The organism is Actinomadura decatromicini (assembly GCF_008121305.1).
Lineage (GTDB): Bacteria > Actinomycetota > Actinomycetes > Streptosporangiales > Streptosporangiaceae > Spirillospora > Spirillospora syzygii.
The window spans coordinates 527,933-546,568 of the sequence record NZ_VSRQ01000004.1; the positions used below are offsets into that span (position 1 = coordinate 527,933).

Annotated in this window: 19 protein-coding genes; 9 read left to right on the plus strand and 10 right to left on the minus strand. The window is 73.5% G+C overall.

What is annotated here, in order from left to right; translation table 11 throughout:
• Positions 1-17: 17 nt before the first annotated feature.
• The 5 genes from secD to FXF68_RS20945 all read right to left on the minus strand — a co-directional run bounded on the left by secD (position 18) and on the right by FXF68_RS20945 (position 6,346).
• Positions 18-2,294 (minus strand): protein translocase subunit SecD, encoded by a 2,277-nt coding sequence (gene secD, locus FXF68_RS20925; protein ID WP_148761731.1) that lies wholly within the window; start codon positions 2,292-2,294, stop codon positions 18-20.
• A gap of 63 nt (positions 2,295-2,357) precedes the next feature.
• Entirely contained in the window at positions 2,358-2,816 is a 459-nt protein-coding gene (locus FXF68_RS20930; RefSeq protein WP_148761733.1) for a hypothetical protein, read from the minus strand.
• A gap of 214 nt (positions 2,817-3,030) precedes the next feature.
• Positions 3,031-4,419: a glycine--tRNA ligase gene (locus FXF68_RS20935; protein ID WP_148761735.1), complete on the minus strand. Its 1,389-nt coding sequence runs from the start codon at positions 4,417-4,419 to the stop codon at positions 3,031-3,033.
• 165 nt (positions 4,420-4,584) lie between these two features.
• Positions 4,585-5,919, minus strand: a complete 1,335-nt coding sequence (locus FXF68_RS20940) for a glycoside hydrolase domain-containing protein (protein ID WP_148761737.1) — start codon at positions 5,917-5,919, stop codon at positions 4,585-4,587.
• A 139-nt stretch (positions 5,920-6,058) separates the two neighbouring features.
• Positions 6,059-6,346 carry an antibiotic biosynthesis monooxygenase family protein gene (locus FXF68_RS20945; RefSeq protein ID WP_148761739.1) on the minus strand — a complete coding sequence of 96 codons (288 nt, stop codon included), beginning with the start codon at positions 6,344-6,346 and terminating at the stop codon, positions 6,059-6,061.
• Positions 6,347-6,375: 29 nt separating this feature from the next.
• Between FXF68_RS20945 and FXF68_RS43960 the strand changes: the two genes are divergently transcribed.
• From FXF68_RS43960 to FXF68_RS20980, 7 genes are all read left to right on the plus strand, one after another.
• Entirely contained in the window at positions 6,376-6,696 is a 321-nt protein-coding gene (locus FXF68_RS43960) for a DUF6703 family protein (RefSeq protein ID WP_148761741.1), read from the plus strand.
• A gap of 32 nt (positions 6,697-6,728) precedes the next feature.
• Complete coding sequence (locus tag FXF68_RS20955; RefSeq protein WP_246178832.1) at positions 6,729-7,691, plus strand: metal ABC transporter substrate-binding protein; 963 nt, start codon at positions 6,729-6,731, stop codon at positions 7,689-7,691.
• A complete protein-coding gene (locus tag FXF68_RS20960) occupies positions 7,688-8,413 on the plus strand; it encodes a metal ABC transporter ATP-binding protein (RefSeq protein WP_148761743.1) in 726 nt (241 codons plus the stop codon). Before FXF68_RS20955 ends, FXF68_RS20960 begins: the two co-directional genes overlap by 4 nt.
• Positions 8,410-9,312 (plus strand): metal ABC transporter permease, encoded by a 903-nt coding sequence (locus FXF68_RS20965; RefSeq protein ID WP_148761745.1) that lies wholly within the window; start codon positions 8,410-8,412, stop codon positions 9,310-9,312. The genes FXF68_RS20960 and FXF68_RS20965 overlap by 4 nt, the downstream gene beginning before the upstream one ends.
• Complete coding sequence (locus FXF68_RS20970; protein WP_148761747.1) at positions 9,309-9,695, plus strand: Fur family transcriptional regulator; 387 nt, start codon at positions 9,309-9,311, stop codon at positions 9,693-9,695. Before FXF68_RS20965 ends, FXF68_RS20970 begins: the two co-directional genes overlap by 4 nt.
• A 226-nt stretch (positions 9,696-9,921) precedes the next feature.
• Positions 9,922-11,535: a M4 family metallopeptidase gene (locus tag FXF68_RS20975; protein WP_148761749.1), complete on the plus strand. Its 1,614-nt coding sequence runs from the start codon at positions 9,922-9,924 to the stop codon at positions 11,533-11,535.
• A gap of 161 nt (positions 11,536-11,696) precedes the next feature.
• Positions 11,697-12,122 carry an OsmC family protein gene (locus FXF68_RS20980; protein WP_148761751.1) on the plus strand — a complete coding sequence of 142 codons (426 nt, stop codon included), beginning with the start codon at positions 11,697-11,699 and terminating at the stop codon, positions 12,120-12,122.
• 6 nt (positions 12,123-12,128) lie between these two features.
• On the opposite strand, the gene FXF68_RS20985 is transcribed toward FXF68_RS20980, so the two are convergent.
• Positions 12,129-12,929 carry an isoprenyl transferase gene (locus FXF68_RS20985; RefSeq protein ID WP_148761753.1) on the minus strand — a complete coding sequence of 267 codons (801 nt, stop codon included), beginning with the start codon at positions 12,927-12,929 and terminating at the stop codon, positions 12,129-12,131.
• Positions 12,926-13,708 carry a DNA repair protein RecO gene (gene recO / locus FXF68_RS20990; protein WP_148761755.1) on the minus strand — a complete coding sequence of 261 codons (783 nt, stop codon included), beginning with the start codon at positions 13,706-13,708 and terminating at the stop codon, positions 12,926-12,928. Before recO ends, FXF68_RS20985 begins: the two co-directional genes overlap by 4 nt.
• 184 nt (positions 13,709-13,892) lie before the next feature.
• Between recO and FXF68_RS20995 the strand changes: the two genes are divergently transcribed.
• Positions 13,893-14,933: a M4 family metallopeptidase gene (locus FXF68_RS20995; protein WP_148761758.1), complete on the plus strand. Its 1,041-nt coding sequence runs from the start codon at positions 13,893-13,895 to the stop codon at positions 14,931-14,933.
• Between the two features lie 4 nt (positions 14,934-14,937).
• A complete protein-coding gene (locus FXF68_RS21000; protein ID WP_246178833.1) occupies positions 14,938-15,189 on the plus strand; it encodes a protealysin inhibitor emfourin in 252 nt (83 codons plus the stop codon).
• Positions 15,190-15,261: 72 nt separating this feature from the next.
• Here the strand turns inward: FXF68_RS21000 and leuA are convergent, their stop codons facing one another.
• The 3 genes from leuA to FXF68_RS21015 form a co-directional block, all read right to left on the minus strand.
• Entirely contained in the window at positions 15,262-16,989 is a 1,728-nt protein-coding gene (leuA, locus tag FXF68_RS21005) for a 2-isopropylmalate synthase (RefSeq protein WP_148761760.1), read from the minus strand.
• Positions 16,990-17,178: 189 nt separating this feature from the next.
• Positions 17,179-17,973 (minus strand): dimethylargininase, encoded by a 795-nt coding sequence (gene ddaH / locus FXF68_RS21010; protein WP_246178834.1) that lies wholly within the window; start codon positions 17,971-17,973, stop codon positions 17,179-17,181.
• On the minus strand, positions 17,974-18,585 hold the full coding sequence (locus FXF68_RS21015) for a hypothetical protein (protein WP_148761762.1): 612 nt from the start codon (positions 18,583-18,585) through the stop codon (positions 17,974-17,976).
• Positions 18,586-18,636: the final 51 nt, after the last annotated feature.

The window sequence follows — 18,636 nt, forward strand, 5'->3', positions numbered from 1 at the left end:
GGGGCCACCGGCCGAGGTCAGACGACCGCGCCGGAGTCGTTCGCCGAGCGCCGCGCCGGACGCCGCGACGGCCCGCCCTTGCGCTGCGGCGGCGGCGCCTTCGCGTACCGCTCCAGGGCGACCGCGATCGGCGTCGCGGTGAACACGCTGGAGTACGTCCCGACGACGATGCCGATCAGCAGGGCGATCGCGAAGTCGCGCAGCGAGTCCCCGCCGAGGACGGCGAGCGCCGCGAGGATGAACAGCGCGCCCATCCCGGTGTTGATCGTCCGCGGGACGGTCTGCAGCACGCCCCGGTTCGCGATCGCCGCGAACCGTCCCTTCGGCTCGGCGCCCCACAGCTCCCGGACGCGGTCGAACACGACGACCGAGTCGTTCACCGAGTACCCGATGATCGTGAGGAGCGCGGCGAGGAAGACGCCGTCGATCGGTTTCCCGAGCCAGGCGAACACGCCGGTGACGATCGCGATGTCGTGGAACATGGCGAGGACCGAGCCGGTCGCGAACGTCCAGCGGAACCTGATCGTCAGGTAGGCGAGCTGGACGAGCAGCGCGACGCCTAGCGCGATGAGCGCTTTCTTGCGCAGCTCATCGCCGAGGCTCGGCCCGATCAGCTCGTCGCGCTGCTTGGCCGCCCCGCCGCCCTCCTTCGCCAGCGCGTCCTGGATGCGCTTCTCCTGCTCGTTGGTCAGGTCGGACGTCCGGACGGAGATGTCGTCCTTCCCGGACGTCTGGACGACGGCGCGCGGGAACCCGGCGTCGGACACGGCGGCGCGGGCGGCGTCGATGTCCACGTGGCGGCTGGTGGAGTACTCCACGAGCCGTCCGCCGGTGAACTCGACGCCGAAGTTCAGCCCGCGGCTGAAGATCCCGGTCACGGCGATGACGACGGCGAGCCCGGAGATCCCGAGCCAGAGGCGGCCGCGCTTCATCAGGTCGGGGCCGCTCTCCTCCAGCCACCGCCGGATCCGCCCCGCCCCGGCGAGGCCGCCCGCCCGGCCCCTGGTCAGCTTGGGGAAGCGCGCGGCGGCGGCGTCGGTGAGCACGCGGCTGAGCAGCATCGCGGACACGAGGGACGCCAGCACGCCGATCGTCAGCGTGACGCCGAACCCCTTCACCGGCCCGGACGCGAGGAAGAACAGCAGGCCGCCCGCCAGCAGCGTGGTGACGGCGCTGTCGGCGATCGCCGACCACGCCTTGTCGAACCCGACGGCGAGCGCCGCGCGCGCCCCGCGTCCCGGGGCCGCCGCCCGTTCCTCTCTCGCGCGTTCGAAGGCGAGGACGTTCGCGTCGATGGCCATGCCGATCGCGAGGACGAACCCGGCGAGTCCCGGCAGGGTGAGCGTCGCGCCGACGGCGACGAGCGCGGCGTAGGAGATCAGCGCGTACCCGGCGAGCGCGACGGTGGCGAGCAGGCCGACGATCCGGTAGACGGCCACGATGAACAGGCCGGTCAGGATGATGCCGATGACGGCGGCGCGGGCGCTGGCGTCGATCGCCTCGTCGCCGAGCGTCGGGCCGATCACCCGCTGCTCGATGACCTTCACCGGGACGGGCAGCGAGCCGCCCTCGATCAGCGCCGCGAGGTCCTTCGCCTCGTCCGCGCCGAAGCTCCCGGTGATCTGGGTGGAGCCGCCGGTGATCCCGACGCCGCACGGCACGCTCCCGGTGACCTGCGGGGACGAGATGACCTTGCCGTCCAGGACGATCGCGATGCGCCGCTCGTCACCGGCCGCGCACGCCGCCTTGGCCGTGAGCCTCTCCCAGGTCTTGCCGCCGCCGCCCTTGAAGTCGACGTTGACGGCCCAGCCGCCGATGTTCTGCGGGTCGTAGACGGCGCTCGCCGAGCCGACGCCCGCCCCGGTCAGCGCGGCGGGGCCGATGAGGATCTGCTGCCCGGACTCGTCCGGGATGAGCCGCTGCCCCTGCGCGGGCTTGCCCGTGTTGGGCAGCACGGGATGCGCGGTGAGCTGCGCGATCCTGCCGAGCGTCGCGGCGGCCTGGGCCGGGTCCTGGACGTCGGGCAGCTCGACGATCAGCCGCCGGTCGCCGGACCGGGTGATCGACGACTCGGCGACGCCGAGCGCGTCGACCCGCCGCTGGAGCACCTCCCGGGCGCGGTCGGTGGACTTGCGGTCGGCCTTCACGGTCGGCGAGTCCTGGGTTTCGAGGACGATCTGCGTCCCGCCGCGGAGGTCGAGGCCAAGGCGGGCGGGTTTGGACCAAGCGAAGTAGAACGATGTGGCGAGCACGGCGAACGCCAGTACCGCCCGCACCACGTTGGCGCGAGTCAAGGGAACCTCCACACGGGACTTCGGCGGCGCACCCCTGAACGGTGCGGCGCCGCTGACTAGGTCTCAGATCCGTGGGAGGGAGGGGGGTGCGCGGCCGCGCGGGGCGCCCGCCGGGCGGACGTCCGGCGAGCTGGGGACCGCGTCGGCCCGGGACACGCGCCCGGACGGCGGCCGGACGTCGACGCCCACCGCGGGCAGCGCCGCGTGGACGGAATGCGCGGCGAAGACGAGCTGCCCGGCCTGCGCCGCCTGGACGAGCCGCGCCGCTGGGACGGGCTGCGTCCCATGGACGAGCCGCCCCGCGTGCGCGGACGCGCGGTGGGAGGGCCGGTGCTTGGTAGAGGTCCGCGTCCGGGCCGGGGCCTGCTGCGCCGTCCCGGCCCGGACGGCGCTGACGAGCCCGGTGGAGGCGTTCCCGCCGTGGGTCGCGGCCCCGGCGGGACCGGCCACGACGCCGACGAGGCCCAGCGCCAGGATCAGCAGCCGGGCGAGGGCCGAGGCAGGACGACGCGGCTCGCGCATCCCCGCCCTCCCAGGTCCCTCGTCGTGCGGTGGCGCCGTCACCGGACGGCGGCGGACGGCTCCGTTTCCGGCCGGTCCGCTCCAGCCAACCTAGCCCAGGTTCCGCCCCGGCGGAGGCCGCCGCGCCCGCGCGCGAGCAGCGCCCCGTGCCGGCATCGGACGCGCGGACGGGCCGTCCCCGAGCGGGGACGGCCCGTCACGGCACGTCGGCGGGTCAGCAGCCGAGGAGCTGCGCGGCGAGGAACGCCTCGACCTGGGCGATCGAGATGCGCTCCTGCGTCATCGAGTCGCGCTCCCGGACGGTGACCGCGTCGTCCTCCAGCGTGTCGAAGTCGACGGTGACGCAGAACGGGGTGCCGATCTCGTCCTGGCGGCGGTAGCGGCGGCCGATCGCGCCCGCGTCGTCGAAGTCGACGTTCCAGCTCTTGCGGAGCTGCGCGGCGAGGTCGCGGGCCTTCGGCGACAGGTCGGCGTTGCGCGACAGCGGCAGCACCGCGACCTTGACCGGGGCGAGCCGCCGGTCGAGCCGCATGACGATGCGCTTCTCCATCTTGCCCTTGGCGTTCGGCGCCTCGTCCTCGGCGTAGGCGTCCATCATGAACGTGAGCGTGCAGCGGTCGACGCCCGCCGCGGGCTCGATCACGTACGGGACGAACCGCTCCCCCGCCTCCTGGTCGAAGAACGACAGGTCGGCGCCGGACGCCTTGGAGTGCGTCGACAGGTCGTAGTCGGTGCGGTTGGCGATGCCCTCCAGCTCGCCCCACTCGCCGCCGACGAAGTCGAACCTGTACTCCACGTCGACGGTGCGCTTGGAGTAGTGCGACAGCTTCTCGGCCGGGTGCTCGTAGAGCCGCAGGTTCTCCTTGCGGATGCCGAGGTCGACGTACCACTGCATGCGCTCGTCGATCCAGTACTGGTGCCATTCCTCGTCGGTGCCGGGCTTGACGAAGAACTCCATCTCCATCTGCTCGAACTCGCGGGTCCGGAAGATGAAGTTGCCGGGCGTGATCTCGTTGCGGAACGACTTGCCGATCTGGCCGATGCCGAACGGCACCTTGCGCCGCGCGGACTGCTCGACGTTCTTGTAGTTGATGAAGATGCCCTGCGCCGTCTCGGGACGCAGGTAGGCGAGGCCGGACTCGTCCTCGACGGGGCCGAGGTAGGTCTTCAGCAGCCCGTTGAACATCTTCGGCTCGGTGAACGAGCCCTTGACGCCGCAGTTCGGGCAGGAGATGTCGGCGAGGCCGTTCGCGGGCGGGCGGCCGTGCTTCTCCTCGTACGCCTCCTCCAGGTGGTCGGCCCGGAAGCGCTTGTGGCAGGACTGGCACTCGGTGAGCGGGTCGACGAACGCCTGGACGTGGCCGCTGGCCTCCCAGACCTCGCGCGCCAGGATGACGCACGAGTCGAGGCCGACGACGTCGTCGCGGCCCTGCACCATGGACTTCCACCACTGGCGCTTGACGTTGTTCTTCAGCTCGACGCCGAGCGGCCCGTAGTCCCAGGAGGCGCGGAGCCCGCCGTAGATCTCGCTCGACGGGTAGACCAGGCCCCGCCGCTTGGCGAGGTTGACGATCGTGTCCAGCACATCGGAACGGCGTGCCATGAGTATTCTCCATCCGGCTGGCGGTCGGCGGGACATTGAGTGCGCCCCGGTCCCGCGGCGGCGGCGGGCGGCGGCGAGTGCGATCCCAGTGATCCCCCGGCGCGGTCTTCCACCTGCGGCCGCGGGCATCCCCAGCTTAGAGCACGCGCGAGTCTGGTGGCCCCGCTAGTGGACGCGGCCGTCGACCATGTCGCTGTCGATGTTCAGGCTCACCCCGCCGTGCCTCTCCCGGTGGCCGCCCCGGTACTGCTTGACGCGGCGGTGCGGGCGCCACAGATCGCCCGGCATGAACGGGTCGCCGTACACGCTGGGGTTGCCGTCCCAGTTCGCGAACCAGACGGCGGCCGGGCGGCGGATCCCGGTCGCGCGGCTCACGTCCCGGATCGCCGACTTGACGCTGCCGTACAGGCACGGCACGTAGCCCTCGGCCCGCAGCCGCCGGACCCAGTTGTCCACGAAGCGGAGGACGGCCGCCCGGCAGGCGGGCCGCCCGTGCTTGTACGCCTCCATGTCGTAGTAGATCGGCGCGCCCTCGGGGATGCCGAGGTCCCGCGCCCTGCGGGCGGCGTCCACGGCGGCACTCCGCCCCTCGACGGCGGCGTTCCTCGCGGTGAAGCGCTGCGGACGGGTGCCGCACGGCGCCTGGAGCCCGACGTAGGTGGGGGTCACGCGGTAGCCCATCGAGCGGACCGCGCTCAGCCACGAGCTCGTGAGGTTGGGCTGCGCGCAACCGCGCGCCGCTCCGCCGATGTAGATGTTGGTGACCTTGAACGCCCGCCGCCACGCCTTCATGGCCGGGAGGGACGGGGCCGAGCACGTGTCGAAGCCCTTGCCCTTCGTCCAGGGGCGGTCGAGCGTCGGTGCGCTTCCGGCTCCGGGCGTGCGCTCGCGGCGGACGTCGGGCGGCGGCGCCGGGGACGGACCGGCGGGACGGTCGCTCCCCGTCACCCGGGTGCCGCGCAGGAGCCGCTGGAGCGCGGCGGGGTCCGTCCCGTACACGCCGGTGATCGTGACCCCGGCCTCGGGCAGGGCGAGCCGCGCCTCGTGGTCGACCGACCGCGCGAGCGTCAGCGTGGCGAGCTGGCGGGCGTGGACGACCGTGCCGGTCAGGCGGCCGTCCCCGGCGGCGCGGTCGGCGGGCTGGATGTGCACGGCCTCGGTCCGGCCGACGATCCGCGCCGGGCAGTCCGGCTGCGGCCCCGGCAGGCCGAGGTAGAGGGCGTGCCGGTCGTAGCGGACGCACCGGGCCGGGTCGCGGTCGAGGTCATGGACCTGCCAGCCGGCCGGAACGGGCACGCGCAGCCCCCGGTACCGGACGACACGCGGCGCGGCGGCCGTCCGCCCGGACGCGGAGCGGGCGTCGCTCAGCGCGGCGGCCCGGTCGGGCGCGGTCCGCGCGGCGGGCGCGCCGAGGACGGCGAGGACGAGAGGGACGGCCGCGGCCCCGCTGAGCAGCACGGCCCCGGACAGGAGGCCCCCGGACGGAACGGCATGGCGCATCACATCTCCCCCCGACGAGACGCGGGCCCCTCGGCGGGCGGCTTCCCCGGCGGGCCTCGGCATGATCGTGATGCGGCAGAGATGACCTTGGTCCGGGGCCGCGAAACCGGCCGGGGCGCTTCTTGCCCCGCCGTTTCCCCTAACCGGCGGAGGAGATGACCTCGTAGGCGCCCGGCTCGTCCACGGCCATGACCGCGAGCGGCATGAACCGCATCCGGACCTGGTGGTCGCCGAGGGCGCGGCGGTAGTGGCCCGCGCCGTCCCACTCGGTGACGAGGGCCCACAGGCCGGGGTCGTCGACGGTCCGGGCGAGCCGTCCGGCGCGGAAGCCGGGCGCGGCGGACAGCGCGGTCAGCACCGCGGTCATCCGCTCGGCGAAGCCGTCCGCGTCCTCGCCTGGCACCCGGTACCGGGTTATCGCGATCATCTGTCCATCCTGGCAGTACGTTTGGGCGTGTGGAGACGGGAGACGGGCGGCGGGGCGAGCGGGCCACCGGGCTGCGGGCGGCGGTCGAGCGGGTGAGCGCGACTCCGGTGGTGTTCCTGCACCGGTTGCCGCGATGGGTGCTGCTCGTCGCCGTGTTCGTCCTGCTGGTGGTGGGGATGGCCGGAACCGGCTGGGTGGCCGCGGCCGGGGTGCTGGTCCTCGCGGCGGCGCTGGCCTGGTTCGCCTACCTGAACTGGCCCGCGCTGGACGGCTCCGGGCGGGCGCTGCGGGCCGTCGCGCTGGTCGTCCTCGTGGGGTTCGCGCTGGGCCGCGGCCTCGGACGATTTTGACAATCATTTTCATTCTCGGACATAATCGGCGCGTGCCTCGCATTTCCGTCCAAAGCCGTGCCCGCGCGTCCCGCGCCGGAGCGGCGGCCCTGGCCCTCGCCGGGCTCGCCGCCGGGACGGCGGCGTGCGCCGACGCGGGCGCGGGCGTCCCGCCCGGCACGACCGTCGTGGTCGCCTCGTTCTACCCGGTCGCGTGGCTGGCGGAGCGGGTCGGCGGCGGCGACGTCGCCGTCCGGACGCTCACCGAGCCCGGCGCCGAGCCGCACGACCTGGAGCTGACCGCGCGCCAGGTCGCGAGCGTCGAGGACGCCGACCAGACCGTCTACGTGAAGGGCGTCCAGCCCGCCGTGGACGACGCCGTGAAGGGCCACGCGAAGGGCCGGTCGCTGGACGCCGCGAGCCTGGTGGAGACCCTTCCGCCGCCCGGCGAGACCGACGACGCGGAGGCGCACGACGGCGTCCGCCACGCGGAGTCGCCCTACGACCCGCACATCTGGCTCGACCCGAGCCGGATGGCGACCGTCGCGACCGCCCTCGGCGAGCGGCTCGCCGCCGCCGATCCCGCGCACGCGGCCGGGTACCGCCGGCGCGCCGGGGACACCGCCGCCGCGCTCGGCGCGCTCGACCGCGCGTTCCGGGACGGCCTGCGCACCTGCGCCCGCCGCGACGTCGTCACCGCGCACGCCGCGTTCGGCTACCTCGCCGACCGCTACGGGCTCCGCCAGCTCCCGGTCGCCGGGGTCGACCCGTCGAGCGAGCCGTCGCCCCGCCGGATGGCGGCGCTCACCCGCCGGGTCGCCGCCTCCGGCGCCACGACGATCTTCACCGAGACGCTGGTCAGCCCCAAGGTCGCGCGGTCGCTGGCGCGCGAGGCCGGGGTGCGGACGGCCGTCCTCGACCCGGCGGAGGGCGTCGCGGACGGCGCGGCCGCCGACTACCTCACGATCATGCAGGGCAATCTGCGGGCGCTGCGTCCCGCGCTGGAGTGCACATGAGCGACACCTCCCCCAGTCAGCCCCCCTTCGCGGTGACCGGCGGGCGCGTCCGGCGGGACGGCCGCGACGTGCTGTCCGGCGTCGACCTGCGGGTCGAGTCCGGCGACGTGCTCACCGTCGTCGGACCGAACGGGGCGGGCAAGTCGACGCTGGTCAAGGCGCTGCTCGGGCTCGTCCCGCTGGCGGCCGGCCGGGTCGAGGTCTACGGCGTGCCGCCCGCGCGGTTCCGCGGCTGGCGGCGGATCGGGTACGTCCCGCAGCGGCTGCCGATGGGCGGCGGGGTGCCCGCGACCGTCCGGGAGGTCGTGGCGTCCGGGCGGGTGGGCCGGACGTCCCGCTGGCTGCCGTCGCTGTTCGCCGACCGCGCCGCCGACCGCGCCGCGGTGGACCGCGCGCTGGAGACGGTCGGCCTCGCCGGGCGCGCCCGCGAGTCGGCGCACCTGCTGTCCGGCGGGCAGCAGCAGCGGGTGCTGATCGCCCGCGCGCTCGCCGGGGAGCCCGACGTCCTCGTGATGGACGAGCCGACGGCGGGCGTGGACGCGCACAGCCAGGCGGCGCTCGCGTCCGCCCTGCGCGGCCTCGCCGGCGCCGGAAAGACGATCGTGCTCGTCACGCACGAGTTCGGCCCGATGGAGCCGCTGATCACGCGCACGGTCGAGCTGCGGGACGGCCGCGTCGTCCGCGACGACCGCGTGCGGCGGACGGCGGGGAGCGCGGCGTGACCACGATGCTCCACTACGAGTTCATGCGGATCGCGCTGGTCATGGCGGTGCTGATCGGGCTGACCGCGCCCGCCGTGGGGACGTTCATCGTCCAGCGCAGGCTGTCGCTGCTCGGCGACGGCATCGGCCACATCGCGCTGACGGGGATCGGGCTCGGGCTGCTCACCGGCACGTCCCCGGTGCTCGGCGCGCTGGTCGTGTCGGTGCTCGGCGCGGTCGCGATCGAGGTGCTGCGCGCCCGCAGCCGCAGCGGCGCGGACGTCGTCCTCGCCCTGCTGTTCTACGGCGGGCTCGCCGGCGGCGTGATCCTCACCGGTGCGAACGGCGGCGGCGGGACGAGCCTCCAGTCCTACCTGTTCGGCTCGATCACCAGCGTGACCATGACCGACCTGTACGTCGTCGCGGGGCTCGCGGCGGCCGTCCTCGGGATCGTCGCGGTGTTCGGCCGCGAGCTGTTCCTGCTCTGCCAGGACGAGGAGGTCGCGCGGGCGGCGGGCCTGCCCGTCCGGTTCCTCGGCGTGCTGATCGCCGCGACCGCCGCGGTGACCGTCGTGATCTCGATGCGGGCGATCGGGCTGCTGCTGGTCAGCGCGCTGATGATCGTCCCGGTGGCGGCGGCGCAGCAGGTGGCGCGCGGGTTCCGCGGCACGATGCTGGCCGCGATGGGCCTCGGCGTGCTGTCCGCCGTCTCCGGTCTGGCGGGCTCCTTCAAGTACGATTTGCCTCCGGGCCCCACGATCGTCCTGCTGGCGCTTGCGCTGTTCGTCGCCGCGGTCGCCGGGGGCTCGGTGGCGCGTCGCAGGCGCGCGCGGGCCGGTACGGCCGGGGACGGCGTCCCCGCCGCCGGACCCGGCGCGCAGACGCGGGTGGACGCCGAGGCGGAGGTACTTGGAGGATGACGACGGCCCGCCGGGACGCGGTGCGGCAGGTGCTCACGGGCTGCGAGGGGTTCCGCAGCGCCCAGGACATCTACGCCGACCTGCGCGCGGACGGCTCCAAGATCGGCCTCACCACCGTGTACCGGGCGCTCCAGGCGCTCAGCGACGCGGGCGAGGTCGACGTGCTGCGCACCGACGACGGCGAGGCCGTCTACCGTGCCTGCCGCACCGAGGAGCACCACCACCACCTCGTCTGCCGCGGCTGCGGCAGGACGGTCGAGGTCGAGGGCCCGGCCGTGGAGCGCTGGGCGGACGCGATCGCCCGCGAGCACGGCTTCAGCGAGATCACCCACACCGTCGAGGTGTTCGGGACCTGCGGCGACTGCGCCGCGAAGCCCCGCTGAGCGGCCGCCCCGCGACATCGCGACGGGGTCGTGTTGACCTTCCGCGACCGGCGGATGACACGCCGTCCCCGCCGGCAAGGCTCGTAGTTGACACGCTCTGTACGCCATCCTTGGCAATTTGCTACATCTACGTGTGAGTACGCCTATGTCATAAATGTCGTGTCGCCACGGCAGGCCCGACGGCGGGCTCTCCGGGGGTGCGTGGCGCCCGCACGAGAGGGCGTTCATGACAAGACGGGCGTTCACCGGCCGACGAACCGTGCTCCTCACCTCGGCGACCCTGCTCGCGACCGGCGCCCTCGCGGCTCCTGCGGCCGCGCGCCGGGCGCCGTCCCCGCCCGACCCCGCGAAGGCGGCGGCGCGCGCGCTCGGCGCCGTCGCCGCGCGCGGCGCGGAGCTGCGCGGCGGGGACGGGCAGGCGTTCAAGGTCGTCCGGGTCCTGCTGGACCGGGACGGCGCGTCCCACACCCGCATGACGCGGACCTACGACGGCCTGCCGGTCCTCGGCGGGGACGTCGTCGTCCACCAGTCGGCGTCCGGCGGATGGCGCGGCAGCAGCGGCACGCTCGCCGCCGCCCCGGCCGATTCCACCCCGGAGGTCTCCGCGAAGGCCGCCGCGAAGAAGGCCGCCACCGAGCGGCGGAGGGCGCAGGGCTCGCCCGAGCTGGTCGTCGAGGCCCGCACCGCCGACCACCGGCCCCGGCTCGCCTGGCGCGTCCAGACCACCGGCAGGCGGGCCGACGGCACGCCGAGCCGCGTCCTCACCTCCGTGGACGCCGCCACCGGCAAGGTCCTGCTCAGCGAGGAGACGATCCGCACCGAGGCCGGGGACGGCAAGTCGCTCTACACCGGGACCGTCCCGCTGGAGACGACGAAGTCCGGGAGCGTCTACCAGCTCAAGGACCCGACCCGTGGCAACACCTACACCGGCGACGCCGGAGGCCAGACCGACCTCTGCATCCTCGTCTGGTGCGTCCGGCGCGCCCCCGCGACGATCTTCACCGACGCCGACAACCACTGGGGCAGCGGGACGACCGCCGACCGCGCCACCGTCGCCGTCGACGCCCAGTTCGGCACGAGCGTGACGTGGGACTTCTACAAGACCGTCTTCGGCCGCACCGGCATCCGCGGCGACGCCAAGGGGTCGTACAACCGCGTCCACTACGGCGACAAGTACGCCAACGCCTTCTGGGACGACTCCTGCTTCTGCATGACCTACGGCGACGGCGACGGCACGCAGCTCGGCCCCCTCACGTCCCTGGACGTCGCCGCGCACGAGATGAGCCACGGCGTCACCAGCGCCACCGCGAACCTCACCTACAGCGGCGAGTCCGGCGGGCTGAACGAGGCGACGTCCGACATCATGGCCGCCGCCGTCGAGTTCTACGCGAACAACCCGGCCGACGTCGGCGACTACCTCGTCGGCGAGGAGGTCGTCCTGCCCGGCTTCGGCAAGCCCGCGCTGCGCTTCATGGACAGGCCCAGCAAGGACGGCAGCTCGCCCGACTCCTGGTCGACCGGCACGAAGAACCTCGACGTGCACTACTCGTCGGGCGTCGCGAACCACTTCTTCTACCTGCTGTCCGAGGGCAGCGGCGCGAAGACGGTCAACGGGGTGTCCTACGACAGCCCGACGTCCAACGGCTCGGCGGTCGCCGGGATCGGGCGGGACGCCGCCACGAGGATCTGGTACCGGGCGCTGACCACGTACATGACGTCCTCGACCGACTACAAGGCCGCGCGCACCGCGACCCTCAACGCGGCCAGGGACCTGTACGGCGCGGGCAGCCCGCAGTACAACGCCGTCGGCGCCGCCTGGTCCGCGGTGAACGTCGCCTAGAGACCCCGCCTAGGAAGCCCGCCTAGGGACCCCGCCTGGGAACCCCGCCTGGGGAACCCGTCCCGGGGGCCGGGACGCCCCGCGCCCGGCCTCCCGGGCGCGGGGCGCCGTATGGGGCGGTTCGGTGAATCGGCGCGGAGGCCATGCGACAGAATCGGGGCATGGCAACGACACGTACCGCAAACGCGCACTGGGAAGGTTCACTCCTCGAAGGCCAGGGCAAGGTCTCGCTCGACTCGTCGAAGCTCGGCACCTACGAGGTGACCTGGGCATCGCGGTCCGCGGAGCCGGCCGGCCGGACGAGCCCCGAGGAGCTCATCGCAGCCGCGCACTCCACCTGCTACTCGATGGCGCTCTCGCACGGGCTCGCCGGTGCCGGCACGCCCCCGGAGAAGGTCGACACCAAGGCCGAGGTCACCTTCCAGCCGGGCGAGGGCATCACCGGCATCCACCTGACCGTCCGCGCGAGCGTGCCCGGCCTGTCCGCCGCCGACTTCGAGAAGGCCGCCCAGGACGCCAAGGCCAACTGCCCCGTGAGCAAGGCCCTCACGGGCACGACGATCACTCTGGACGCCGCCCTGGTCTAGTCGGGGTCAGCCGGTGGCGGCGGCGGGTTCCGTGCTGTTGGGGATCGCGCCGCCGTACCGGCGGTCCCGCGACGCGTACAGCTCGCAGGCGTGCCACAGGTGGCGCCGGTCGAAGTCGGGCCACAGGGTGTCGAGGAAGACCATCTCCGCGTACGCCGACTGCCAGAGCAGGAAGTTGGACGTGCGCTGCTCCCCCGACGAGCGCAGGAACAGGTCGACGTCCGGGATGCCGGGCTCGTCGAGGTAGCGGGCGAACACCCGCTCGTTGATCTTGTCGGGGTTGAGCCGGCCGTCCCGGACGTCCCGGGCGATCGCGGCGGCCGCGTCCGCGATCTCCGCGCGGCCCCCGTAGTTCACGCAGAACTGCAGCGTGAGGACGTCGTTGTCGCGCGTCATCTCCTCGGCCGTCTCCAGCTCCTTGATCACGCTGCGCCACAGCCGGGGGCGGCGCCCCGCCCAGCGGACCCGGACGCCCATCGAGTGGAGCTGGTCGCGGCGGCGGCGGATCACGTCCCGGTTGAAGCCCATGAGGAAGCGGACCTCGTCCGGGGAGCGCTTCCAGTTCTCGGTGGAGAAGGCGTAGGCCGACAGGTACGGGACGCCGAGCTCGATCGCCCCCATGATCACGTCGAAGAGGGAGTCCTCGCCGCGCTTGTGCCCCTCGGTGCGGGGCAGCCCGCGCTCCTTGGCCCAGCGGCCGTTGCCGTCCATGACGATGGCGACGTGCCTCGGGACGAGCCCCGCGGGGATCGGGGGCGGGGTGGCGCCGTCCCGGTGCGGCTCCGGGGGCGAAACGGCCCTTCTCAAACTCTCTCCTCGGTGGTGTCGGCGGACCCGGCGTCATGGCCGGGCCCGGGCTCGCGCTCGACGTGGCGCAGCGAGCGGATCCCGTGCTCCAGGTGCCATTGCAGGTAGGCGGCGACGAGGCCGCTGGCCTCCGCCCGGTGCCGCTGCTCGCTGCCGTCGGCGTACTCCCAGTCGCCGCGCAGCAGGGCCAGCATCAGCGCGAACGTCGGCGGCGCCGGGGTCGCGGCGCCCGGCTGGCGGCAGTTCGCGCAGACCGCGCCGCCCGCCGCGACGGCGAACCCGCGCAGCCCGCCGCGGACGCCGCAGCGGCAGCACTCGTCCAGCGCGGGCGCCCACCCGGCGACCGACAGCGAGCGCAGCAGGAACGCGTCCAGGACGAGCCGCGGCTCGTGGCCGCGCTCGGCGAGCGTCCGCAACCCGCCGACGAGCAGCAGGAACTGCCGCAGCGCGGGCTCGCCCTCCTCGCTCGTCAGCTTCTCCGCGGTCTCCAGCATCGCCGTCCCCGCCGTGTAGCGGGGATAGTCGGCGACGATGGCCTCCCCGTACGGCCGCAGCGTCTCGGCCTGGGTGATCAGGTCGAGCGAGCGCCGCTCGTACAGCTGCAGGTCGACGTGGGTGAACGGCTCCAGCCGCGCCCCGAACCGCGACCTGGTCTTGCGCACCCCCTTCGCCGCGGCGCGGATCCGGCCGGTGCGCCGGGTCAGGACCGTCACGATGCGGTCGGCCTCGCCCAGCTTCTGGGTGCGCAGGACGATGCCTTCGTCGCGGTAGAGGGTCACCCGTTCATTCTGACGCACGGCGTCCCATGCCCCGGCGTCCCACCAGGCATCTCCCCATGTTCTTCACATGTCCCCCGGACGGCTCCTCCCCGTCGGTTGACAATTACGTACCGTGACCGGATTCGGCCGTAGCGTCATCCCGAAAGTTGTGGCCCGAGCCCGGACGGGCTGGCAGCGTTGTGGCATGAGATGCCACATCGTGCCGCCGCACATGCTGGAACGCATCGCCCGAGACGCCGACGACCCGGCCCTGCGCAGCCGCGCCCGCCGGACGCTGGCCCTCACGTCCGCCTACGCCGCCGAACGCCGGACGGCCCCGGCCGAGGCCCCCTCCCCCTCCGAGGACTTCGTCCCGAACCGCACGATCCACGACGCCCAGCACCGCGAGGACCTGCCCGGCCGGTCCGTCCGCGCCGAGGGCGCGCCCGCCACCGGCGACAAGGTCGTCGACCAGGCCTACGACTGGCTCGGCGCGACGTTCGACTTCTACGAGGCCGCGTACCGGCGCAACTCGATCGACGGCGCCGGGCTGGCCATGGTGTCGACCGTCCACTACGGCGACGACTACGACAACGCCTTCTGGAACGGCGAGCAGATGGTGTACGGGGACGGCGACGGCGTCCTGTTCACCGAGTTCACCGGGCCGCTCGACGTCACCGGCCACGAGCTCACCCACGGCGTCACGCAGTACACCGCGAACCTGGAGTACTACGGCCAGTCCGGGGCGCTCAACGAGTCGGTGTCCGACGTGTTCGGCTCGCTCATCAAGCAGTGGCATCTCAACCAGACCGCCGACCAGGCCGACTGGCTCATCGGGCAGGGGCTGCTCGCGCCCGGCGTCCACGGCGTCGCGCTCCGCTCCATGAAGGAGCCCGGCACCGCCTACGACGACCCGCGCCTCGGCAAGGACCCGCAGCCCGGGCACATGGACCACTACGTCAGGACCCACCGCGACAACGGCGGCGTCCACATCAACTCGGGCATCCCGAACCGCGCCTTCCACCTCGCCGCGACCGCCATCGGCGGGAAAGCATGGGAAAAGGCCGGACGAGTCTGGTACGAAACGCTCACCGGCGGGACACTGGCCACGGACGTCGACTTCGCCGGGTTCGCGGCGGAGACCGTCCGCACGGCCACTCGTCTGTACGGCGCCGACGCCGACGAGACGAAGGCGGTGAACCGGGCCTGGACGGGGGTAGGCGTCCCCACGGAGGCGAACGGATAGCGCAGTGAGAGTGACAGTCGTCCGGAGCGGGGGGTTCGCCGGGATCGAACGGCGCGCCGAGTCCGACAGCGCCAGCGATCCCATGCTGACGCGGCTCGTCGGGCGCGTCGACCTGAAATCCATCCCCCCGCCCGGCCGAATCCCCGACCAGTTCCTCTACGAGATCGACATCGACGGCGACCGCGCGACCGTCGGGGAGGCCCAGCTCAACGGCCCCCTCCGGGAACTGGTCCACCACGTGCTCGGTGGCGTGTAGGAGCCGGCGGCTCGGGGGGCGTCCCGCGCCCCCCGAAGCCCGTCCCCGTCCCCGTCCCTGTGCCTGTCCGGGTCACCGCTCGCTGTCGCGGGCCACCCGGTTCACGGCCGACAGGATCGCCTTCAGCGACGCGGTGACGATGTTGCCGTCGATGCCGACGCCCCAGACCGTCGCGCCGCCGCCCTCCGCCGTCTGGATCTCGCACTCGACGTAGGCGGCGGCCCGGGCGTCGCCGCCCGCGCTCATCGCGTGCTCGGCGTAGTCCAGGACGCGGACGTCGATCCCGACCGTGGCGAGCGCGTCCTCGAAGGCCGAGACGGGGCCGTTGCCGACGCCCTCGATCTCGCGGATCTCGCCGTCCAGCCGGATGTCGCAGCTCAGCGCGTCCTTCTCGTCCACCCGGGACGTGGCGCGGTGCGCCAGCAGGCCCGCGCGCGGCCCGCCGGTGAGGAACTCGCGCTGGAAGATCTCCCACATGAGCTCGGCGGTGACCTCGCCGCCCTCGCTGTCGGTGTGCCGCTGCACGACCCGCGAGAACTCGATCTGCAGCCGGCGCGGCAGCTCCAGCGAGTGCTCGGTCTTCATGACATAGGCGACGCCGCCCTTGCCGGACTGGCTGTTCACCCTGATCACGGCCTCGTACGTCCGGCCGACGTCGTGCGGGTCGATCGGCAGGTACGGGACCTCCCAGCGGTGCTCCTCCACCGGGACCCCGGCGGCGTCGGCGTCGCGCCGCAGGTGGTCGAAGCCCTTGTTGATGGCGTCCTGGTGGGAGCCGGAGAACGCGGTGTACACCAGGTCGCCGCCGTAGGGGTGCCGTTCGTGGACGGGCAGCTGGTTGCAGTACTCGACGGTGCGCCGGACCTCGTCGATGTCGGAGAAGTCGATCTGCGGGTCGACGCCCTGCGTGAACAGGTTCAGGCCCAGCGTGACCAGGCACACGTTGCCGGTGCGCTCGCCGTTGCCGAACAGGCAGCCCTCGATGCGGTCGGCGCCCGCCATGTAGCCGAGCTCGGCGGCGGCGACGGCGGTGCCCCGGTCGTTGTGCGGGTGCAGGGACAGGACGACCGAGTCGCGGCGGGCGAGGTTGCGGCTCATCCACTCGATCTGGTCGGCGTACACGTTCGGCGTGGCCATCTCGACCGTCGCCGGCAGGTTGACGATGACCTTCTTCTCGGGCGTCGGCTTCCACACGTCGGTGACGGCGTTGCAGACCTCGACCGCGTACTCCAGCTCCGTGCCGGTGAACGACTCGGGCGAGTACTGGAAGAAGATCTCGGTGTCGCCCATGTCCTCGGCGAGCTTGGCGCACAGCTTAGCGCCCTCGACCGCGATCGCGGTGATGCCGTCGCGGTCCTGCTCGAACACCACGCGGCGCTGGAGCGTGCTCGTCGAGTTGTACAGGTGGACGATGGCCTGCTTCGCGCCGCGCACCGCCTCGAAGGTCCGCTCGATCAGCTCGGGACGGGCCTGTGTCAGCACCTGGATCACGACGTCGTCCGGGACCCGGCCCTCGTCGATGATCTGCCGGACGAAGTCGAAGTCGGTCTGGCTCGCCGCCGGGAAGCCGACCTCGATCTCCTTGTAGCCCATGCGTACCAGCAGCTCGAACATGCGGAGCTTGCGGCCGGCGTCCATGGGGTCGATCAGGGCCTGGTTGCCGTCCCGCAGGTCGACCGCGCACCAGCGCGGCGCCTCGGCGATCACGGCGTCCGGCCAGGTGCGGTCGGTCAGCTTGATCGGGGCGAACGGCCGGTAGCGCTGGAAGGGCATGCCGGAGGACTGCTGTTGCGGATACATGCGATGGGATCTCTCTGCTCGAACCTCGCGGCCGGACGTCACGCCGAAGCCCCGCAGCGAGGGAGCCGACCCGTTACAGGCCCCCGCTGCGGCCGCTAAGGAGGAGCAGCTCACGCGTCACGCCCGCCAAGTTAACAGATGGAATCCGGGTTCCGGAAACCGGCGTCCGGATGCTGAGACGCCGGTGTGTCAAGGCACGAGCACGGACAGGCAGGTCACGCAGCCGTCGAGCGCCTCGAACTCGCTGATGTCCACGCTGGTGACGCGCAGGCCGTCCGCCGCGAGGCTCGCCGCCGTGCGCGGCGCGGACGCCGCCATCAGGACGTGGTCGGGCCCGAGCACCACCACGTGCGCTCCCGCCGGCTCCCGGACGACCCGCATGCACGGCAGCACCGAGGTGTCGACGTGCTCGGGCAGGCCGATCAGCCCGCCGTCCGGCAGCGCGGTCATCGCCGACTTGAGGTGCAGGCAGCCGCGCACGTCCACCGGGACGACCCGCCGCCCGCCGAGCAGCCGGGCGAGCTGGCAAATGCCCTCCTCGTTCGTCCGGTCGCCGCGCCCCACGTAGACGGTGTCGCCGACGGCGAGGACGTCGCCGCCGTCCAGGGTGCCGGGCGCCTCGATCCGCTCGATCCGCAGGCCGAGGTCGCGCGCGGCCCGCTCCGCGCCGGGCAGCTCGCCGCGCCGGACCTCCGCCCCGGACCGGCCGAGGACGGCGAGGTCGCCGCAGACGATCAGCGCGTCCTCGATGAACACGGCGTCGGGCTGGTCGTCGGCGGCGGCGACGGAGCTGACCCGCCAGCCCGCCGACCGCAGCGCGGCGGTGTAGGCGGCGTGCTGGCGCGCGGCGAGCGCGACGTCCACCGGACGCCGGTCGGCGTGTGTGACGAGGCCCTCCGCGAGGCGCGGTCCGGGCGCGCGGACGAGGGCGCGCCCCATGCCGGGCGTCGGCTCAGCGGACCTGGTGCTGGGAGCGGTCCACATCTAGCGCGCAGCTCCCTCGGTGGTCACGATCACGCCGAGCGCGTAGGCGGGCGACATGCCGAGCAGGTCCGCGATGCCGTGCAGCTCGCGCCGCTGCGCCTCGCCGAGCGGCCCGCCGGCCAGCCCGATCCGGACGACCTGCGCGAGGAACCACTCCTTGGCCTCCACGGCGAGCTGGGCCCCGGCGCCGACGACCTCGCGCTCCAGGAACGTGCGGCGCAGCGCGAGGTCGGCGTCGATCGCCTCGCCGTCGTACTCGGGCTCGCCGTAGCCGGTCACGGTCTCGACGGCGCGGGCGCGGGCCGCCGCGTTCCCGGGGTCGCCCGCGCGGAGCACCAGCGCGGCCGCGGCCCGCATGCCCGCCGCGAGGGTCTCCGCCATCCGCTGCGCGGTCGGCGTCCGCAGGGCCGAGACGGGGAAGCGGGCCCGGCACGTCCGGCACTCCACGGACTGGCCGAGCCGCCACAGCGGCACCAGCGGGACGAAGAACACCGAGAGCCAGCGCCGCCCGGCGCGCCTCCGGTAGGCGCGGTCGCCCCCGCACTGCGGGCAGTGGAACGTCCCCTCGCTGACCGTACGGAACACCGCCGTCAGGCCGAAAACGAGCAACACCGGCGCTCTCCTCCCATAACGGACTCCTTACAAACTACCGATCGGCGGGCC

Bases quoted from the DNA above. Each gene is read 5' to 3' on its own strand.
- FXF68_RS20930 (WP_148761733.1), bottom strand. From the start codon at position 2,816: ATGCGCGAGCCGCGTCGTCCTGCCTCGGCCCTCGCCCGGCTGCTGATC.
- FXF68_RS20995 (WP_148761758.1), top strand. From the start codon at position 13,893: ATGAGATGCCACATCGTGCCGCCGCACATGCTGGAACGCATCGCCCGA.
- FXF68_RS20940 (WP_148761737.1), bottom strand. From the start codon at position 5,919: ATGCGCCATGCCGTTCCGTCCGGGGGCCTCCTGTCCGGGGCCGTGCTG.
- FXF68_RS20970 (WP_148761747.1), top strand. From the start codon at position 9,309: ATGACGACGGCCCGCCGGGACGCGGTGCGGCAGGTGCTCACGGGCTGC.
- FXF68_RS20960 (WP_148761743.1), top strand. From the start codon at position 7,688: ATGAGCGACACCTCCCCCAGTCAGCCCCCCTTCGCGGTGACCGGCGGG.
- ddaH (WP_246178834.1), bottom strand. From the start codon at position 17,973: ATGTGGACCGCTCCCAGCACCAGGTCCGCTGAGCCGACGCCCGGCATG.
- FXF68_RS20975 (WP_148761749.1), top strand. From the start codon at position 9,922: ATGACAAGACGGGCGTTCACCGGCCGACGAACCGTGCTCCTCACCTCG.
- FXF68_RS20980 (WP_148761751.1), top strand. From the start codon at position 11,697: ATGGCAACGACACGTACCGCAAACGCGCACTGGGAAGGTTCACTCCTC.
- FXF68_RS20935 (WP_148761735.1), bottom strand. From the start codon at position 4,419: ATGGCACGCCGTTCCGATGTGCTGGACACGATCGTCAACCTCGCCAAG.
- FXF68_RS20945 (WP_148761739.1), bottom strand. From the start codon at position 6,346: ATGATCGCGATAACCCGGTACCGGGTGCCAGGCGAGGACGCGGACGGC.
- leuA (WP_148761760.1), bottom strand. From the start codon at position 16,989: ATGTATCCGCAACAGCAGTCCTCCGGCATGCCCTTCCAGCGCTACCGG.